Annotated in this window: 2 protein-coding genes; both read left to right on the top strand. The window is 58.2% G+C overall.

Annotated features, from left to right (window positions below):
* Positions 1-724, top strand: a 724-nt coding sequence (serC, locus tag A3730_RS00985; protein ID WP_063537279.1) for a 3-phosphoserine/phosphohydroxythreonine transaminase, incomplete at its 5' end; no start/stop codon positions are given.
* 180 nt (positions 725-904) lie between these two features.
* Positions 905-1,777 (top strand): chorismate mutase (gene pheA, locus A3730_RS00980; RefSeq protein ID WP_063537277.1); only part of this gene is annotated, 873 nt, incomplete at its 3' end.

The following is a 1,777-nucleotide window of genomic DNA, read 5'->3' as shown; positions in this document are numbered from 1 at the left end:
CAGCAGTGAAGACACCAACTTCAGTACCGTGCCGCCGCAGGACAGTTGGGCCCTGTCTGATAACCCGGCCTATGTGCATTACTGCCCCAATGAAACCATTGGCGGCCTGGAATACAGCTTTGTACCGGCGGTGGGCGACACCCCGCTGGTGGCAGACATGAGCTCTACCATCCTGTCCCGGCCAGTGGATGTGAACCAGTACGGGCTGATTTATGCCGGTGCCCAGAAGAATATTGGCCCGGCCGGCCTGACTCTGGTCATCGTTCGCAAGGACCTGCTTGGCAAGGCCGGCGCCAATGTGCCCGCCATGCTCAATTACCAGATCCATGCCGACAACGGCAGCATGTACAACACCCCACCCACCTATGCCTGGTACCTGTCAGGCCTGGTGTTCTCCTGGCTGAAAAAGCAGGGCGGCGTGGGCAACATGGGCGAAATTAACCAGCGCAAGGCGGAAAAGCTGTATGGTTTTATTGATAACAGTGGCCTGTACAGCAATCCGGTAGAGGTCATCAGTCGCAGCCGCATGAATGTCCCTTTTGTGCTGGCAGACGATCGGCTTGATAAACCCTTTCTGGATCAGGCGCAGGCAGCTGGCCTGCTGAATCTCAAAGGCCACCGCAGCGTGGGTGGCATGCGCGCCAGCATCTATAACGCGGTGCCGGAAGCGGCGGTGGATGCGCTTATTGCCTTTATGGCAGAGTTTGAGAAAAAGAACGCCTAGACGCCTCACGCACCATGCACCACGCCATGCCTGGCAGGGTTGCAGTAACGGGAAGCGCAGTGAATTGTTTGAAAAGGTGGGTAGGACAATGAATTTGAACGGTTGGCGCCAGATCGTAACCAACGCTCCCACGCCTGTTCGCGTGTTGCGTGAAGCGTGCAGCGTGCTTGCGAGGGCAATATGACCGATTCCCTGGACAACTTGCGTAACCAGATCGATGAGCTGGATCAAAAACTTCAGGACCTGCTCAACGAGCGCGCCACCCTGGCCCATAAAGTGGCCGAGGTGAAAACGGCCACCGATCCCAACCCGGTTTTCTACCGGCCTGAGCGTGAAGCCCAGGTGCTGCGTCGGGTGAAAGAGCGTAACCAGGGGCCGCTGGATGGCGAAACCATGGCACGCTTTTTCCGGGAAGTGATGAGTGCCTGCCTGGCACTGGAACAGCGCATGAAGGTGGCGTTTCTGGGACCGGAAGGCACCTTTACCCAGCAGGCCGCGCTTAAGCATTTTGGTCATGCAGTGGAGAGTCTGCCGCTGGGTGCCATCGATGAAGTGTTCCGTGAAGTGGAATCCGGTGCTGCCAACTACGGCGTGGTGCCAGTAGAAAACTCCACTGAAGGGGTGGTGAACCACACCCTGGACACCTTCATGACCTCCAGTCTTAAAATCTGTGGGGAAGTAGAGCTGCGCATTCACCATCACCTGCTGGCCGGTGAGCATACTCGCCAGGACAAGGTGACCCGTGTGTACTCCCATCAGCAAACGCTGGCCCAGTGTCGTCAGTGGCTGGACGCCCACATGCCCGGCGTGGAGCGGATCGCGGTCAGCTCCAATGCCGAAGCGGCCCGCCGCTTGAAAGACGAGTGGAATGCCCTGGCCATTGCCGGGGAAATGGCGGAAGAGTTGTATGGCCTCATTGCCGTACAACGCAACATTGAAGACCGCCCGGACAACACCACCCGTTTCATTATCATCGGTCGCCAGGACACGCCGGCCTCCGGCTGCGACAAGACCAGCCTGATGATCAGTGGCAAAAATCGCCCGGGGTTGTTG

This window comes from Alcanivorax sp. HI0044 (assembly GCF_001634945.1).
This window is presented reverse-complemented; position numbering and strand designations above follow the sequence as displayed.